The following is a 4,822-nucleotide window of genomic DNA, read 5'->3' on the forward strand; positions in this document are numbered from 1 at the left end:
CATAAGCTGATGGAAGAAGGGTATTAATAAAAAATTTAGCTGATTCTATCTGGCCTGCATAAAAGGCAGCATCTTTATTTTTGGCAGCTTTAGCCGCAATGGCTTGCCTTTCCATACTTCCCACTTTTTTAGCAAGCTTTGGTGCGGCAACAGATGCCCGCCACAGATGCATCCATGCAAAGGTAACATCCCCTGTTACTTCAAGGAAGGGATGGGCAAAGGAATAGGCATTAAACGCCTTTTCCGACCTGGCTCTTGATCCGATTTCCCGGGCAAGGGTCTCAAGTCTTGATACAGCATAGGTAAATTTTTCAACCAGCCCTTCAATGCCTTCAATCTCTTTGGCCTCTTGGATTGTCTTTTTCATTCTGGCAATAAAGTATTTAAAGCTTTCGCCTTTATTCATGGATAGTTTTCTGCCGATAAGATCCATGGCCTGGATACCATTGGTGCCTTCATAAATCATGAAAATTCTAGAATCGCGCATCAGCTGTTCAACAGGAAATTCACTGATATAGCCGTAGCCTCCATAGACCTGTACGCCATGGGAACAGACTTCCAGGGACTTATCTGTGATATAACCTTTAACAAGGGGTGTTAAAACTTCGATCAAAGCGCTGGTATCGGCTTTAAGCTGTTCATCATCCGTGGTGTGGACAATATCAGAGCATTTGCCATAGTAATAGATTAAAGATCGCATCCCTTCTGTGTAAACTTTCATGTTCAGAAGCTGGCGTTTTACATCCGGATGCTGAATAATGGGAACACTTTTTGCCGCCGGGTCTTTTCCGGCCAGGAGATGTCTTCCCTGAATCCTGTTTCTAGCGTAATCAAGGGCATACATATAAGACGCAGAAGCCACTGCAAATCCCTGCAGACCGACAAAGGCACGGGCTTCATTCATCATTTGGAACATTTCAGGCATGCCTTTGTTTTCTTTACCCAGAAGGGTGCCGATGCACTCCCCTTTTTCGCCCAGGGAGAGAGAGGCTGTGGAATTACCGTGAATCCCCATTTTATGTTCCAGGCCTGTACATACGACATTATTGAATTCACCCAGACCGCCGTCCTTATTCACATGGTACTTAGGAACCAGGAACAGGGAGATCCCGCGGGTTCCTTCAGGCGCTCCTTCAATTCTTGCCAATACCGGGTGAATAATATTATCGCACAGGTCGTGCTCTCCGGCAGAGATAAAAATCTTTGATCCCTGGATGGAATAGGTACCATCTTCTTTTTTTATTGCCACAGTTGTTAATGCTCCCACATCAGATCCTGCCTCGGATTCAGTCAAAAGCATGGTTCCGCCCCAAATGCCGGCAAACATTTTTTCCATGTAGAGCTTTTTTTGTTCCTCATCACCAAAGGCTTCCACCAGCTTGGCAGCACCATGGGTCATGCCGTAGTAGAGCATAAATGCTGAATTGGCACCCACCATGTATTCAAGAGCAGCACATCCGATGAGTTTCGGCATTCCCTGACCGCCAACATCAGGATCATCACACATGGCCAGCCATTCACCTTCACAATAGATATCCCACGCCCGTTTAAAGGATTCCGGAACCGTAACCTTTCCATTTTCAAGCTTACATCCGATTTCATCCCCATCTTTAAACGTGGGAAGGATTTCTTTTATAGACAGGTTTCTTGCCTCTGAAACAATCAGGTCTATTGTTTTCTTATTAAATTCTTCAAATAATTCATGTTCAACCATTCCGATTTGCTCATGCAAAACAAAATCAACATCCCGTCGGTCAGCGATAAGTTGTGCCATATATTCAATCCCCCTCTTTTATATATTGTTATATAATTATTTTTTAAATATACTTTGAACCGCAGTATTAATTTCCTATGCAAAATAAACAGTGTTGTCAACCTGTGATCGTGAAAAAGTTTGATTATCCTTAACTATTTTTACAAATGCTTAACAAATATTTGATTTTAATGATATGCAGAAATATGATCCAGCTTTATGGGCAAGACATCAATGGTATTTTTTCAAGCTGGATGGGTATAAGCTGATCAAAGGGGCTGAGCAGTTCAAGCCTGCCTATGCTTGTTTTAATGGCAATTTTTCAGAGGCTTGCAGCACTTAAAACCAGATCGTTGTTAAAACCAGCCATTTTAATCAGTCCTTTTGCCGAACCAAACTGTCGTTGTCTTTTATGTTTTGATATCCATTACCCCTGCTAAGATATTTGAAGCTTAAAAAATCAATTATTGGTGGACGAAGAATTGATGTTGTGATACAGGAGAGCAATGGATATTAAATGCTGGGGCTCAAGAGGGTCTATATCTGTATCAGGTGATCAATACACCAAGTATGGAGGTGACACAACCTGTATTGAGATTTCTGCCAAATCAGGTGAAACAATTATTGTTGATGCAGGAACAGGTATCCGGTGCTTAGGTAATTCTTTGATTGAAAGGAATATTGATCAGTATTATCTTTTGTTTACCCACTCCCACTGGGATCATATCCTGGGAATTGGTTTTTTCAGACCGCTTCTTTTTAGTAACATTAAAATAATGATCCAGAATCGCAAATTTTCAGGCATTGATACCAAAGATGTTTTAAATGAAGTCATGAGACCGCCTTTTTTCCCCATCAGCTTAAAGGACATGAAAGCAGATATCAAATTTGAAAAAGCATTGAATAACACTTTTACTATCGGCTCTATCAAGATAGAAACTATTCCCATCAGTCATTCCGGTGGGGGGTTAGGATATAAATTCATTGAAGACCACAAATCCTTTGTTTTTTTAACGGATAATGAACTTGGTTTTGATCATCCTGAAGGCGTGGGCTTCGATGCTTATCTGAATTTCTCACGAAATGCGGATCTCTTGTTCCATGATGGAGAATATACCCAGAATGAATATAAACGAAAGGAGAGTTGGGGGCATTCTTCGATTCAGGACGCCTTGGATCTTGCATTAAAAGCCAATGTGAGAAAACTTGGGCTGTTTCATCTGAATCAGGATAGAACCGATGACCAGATGGATCAGATTATTAATGAGTGTCAGACAGATTTGAGAAAGAAAAATTCGGTTCTGGATTGTTTTGCTGTTTCCTGCAATATGGCAATTCATCTTTAAAATAAAAAATATAAGGTTTAAATCACAATACATGGAACAAAAATCAAAGCCCTCTTTCTTACAAATTATCAAAGTCATGCTGTCCTGGAAAATGATCGTCATGTTTTTTTTGGATTTTCTTCCGGATTTCCGTTTTACATTATCAAAGATGTATTAAAATTATGGATGACAGAGTCCAATGTGGATCTTGCAACTATCGGTCTTTTTTCTGCTCTGGGTCTGCCATATACTTTGAAATTTGTCTGGGCTCCGTTGATGGACGGATATGTGCCAAGATTTTTAGGCAGGCGGAGGGGGTGGATACTTATCGCTCAAATAGGGCTTATGATAAGTATCGCACTTATAGGGCAATTTGATCCTTCAAAGTCACTGTTAGGGATTGTTTTCATGGCATTGTGCATTAATTTTTTCGGGGCAAGCCAGGATATTGCTCTGGATGCATTCAGGCGTGAATATTTAACCAATGAAGAACTGGGGTTTGGCACGGGTGTCTGGATGAATGCATGGCGTCTTGGCATGTATGTCTCTGTAGGGCTTGCACTTCTTACAGAATTAAATATCACCTGGGCAAGCATTCATATTATCCTGGCACTGATGATGGGGGTTGGAATTTTAACCACCCTTTTTGTTTCTGAACCAAAAGTCGATGCAGCACCACCGGTTTCAATTAAAGAAGCTGTTGTTGAACCCTTTATTGAATTTTTTAAGCGCCACAGTGCTATTCTTATTCTTTTGTTTATCCTGTTGTACAAAATCGGGGATAATATGGCGGGTGCCATGACTATTCCGTTTATACTTAAAATGGGGTTTTCTAAAACAGAATATTTTATCATTGTCAAAGGGATTGGGATGTTTGGGCTCTTTGGCGGGGTAATTTTAGGAGGCTCTATCATGATTCGCCTTGGAATTGCCAAATCCCTGTGGGTATTTGGGATATTCCAGGCCGTATCTACGGCGTTGTTTGCCATTATGGTTATGGTAGATCACAATTCCATGATCTGGTTGGACTACAGGCAAATTATTCTGGGTTGCATCGTAGGGTTTGAATTTTTTTCCACAGGTATGGGTCAGGCTGCCTATGCAACTTATATGGCGATACAGACCAATAAGCGGTTTACGGCTACCCAATATGCATTATTGACAAGTTTAATGGCTGTCCCGGGGGTTGTTGCTGCTTCCGCTACAGGGTTTATGGCAAAATATCTGGGATGGGATGTATTTTATTTTTTGTGTGCATTGATTGCAATCCCGGGAATGCTGCTTTTGATTAAAATTGCTCCCTGGAATGCAAGTAATGAAGAATTAGAGGCAACGCACTGATCGGACATCCGTAAATAGTGCTTGACAAAAAATGGCCTTTTTTTTACTTAAAAGTCGGTAAATAACAAAAGTCTATAGATTCGTTTTATTTGTAATAAATTTGAAGCAGGCAGGGTTCATAGCTTTAAACTATAAAGCTAAAAAAGGGGTAGGAGGTTAAAATAATGACGCAAAATTTAACACCAAAGAAAGATCTTGCAGGTTCTGTCATGGTTCTTGGCGGCGGGATCGCGGGAATGCAGTCTGCCATAGATTTGGCCAATTCAGGCTATTATGTGTATCTGGTTGAAAAATCATTTGCCACCGGTGGTATGATGGCACAGCTGGATAAGACGTTCCCGACCAATGACTGTACCATGTGAGTGATCTCACCTAAACTGGTCGAGGTCGGCCGGCATCTGAA

Annotated in this window: 3 protein-coding genes and 1 pseudogene; 3 read left to right on the forward strand and 1 reads right to left on the reverse strand. The window is 41.1% G+C overall.

All coding sequences use genetic code 11. The annotated features are described in order from the left end of the window. Positions 1-1,774: acyl-CoA dehydrogenase (locus tag K8S13_RS09755; RefSeq protein ID WP_291462257.1), on the reverse strand; the 1,774-nt coding region annotated here is incomplete at its 3' end. A 485-nt stretch (positions 1,775-2,259) separates the two neighbouring features. Here K8S13_RS09755 and K8S13_RS09760 point away from each other — a divergent pair. From K8S13_RS09760 to K8S13_RS09770, 3 genes and pseudogenes are all read left to right on the forward strand, one after another. Then, the gene (locus K8S13_RS09760; RefSeq protein WP_291462258.1) at positions 2,260-3,099 is read left to right on the forward strand and encodes an MBL fold metallo-hydrolase; all 840 of its coding nucleotides are present in this window, start codon (positions 2,260-2,262) and stop codon (positions 3,097-3,099) included. A gap of 84 nt (positions 3,100-3,183) precedes the next feature. Then, positions 3,184-4,419: an MFS transporter gene (locus K8S13_RS09765; RefSeq protein WP_291462259.1), complete on the forward strand. Its 1,236-nt coding sequence runs from the start codon at positions 3,184-3,186 to the stop codon at positions 4,417-4,419. A gap of 164 nt (positions 4,420-4,583) precedes the next feature. Then, positions 4,584-4,778, forward strand: a pseudogene (locus tag K8S13_RS09770) (FAD-dependent oxidoreductase); the annotation flags it as partial. Between the last annotated feature and the right edge of the window lie 44 nt (positions 4,779-4,822).

Source organism: Desulfobacula sp., from assembly GCF_021107415.1.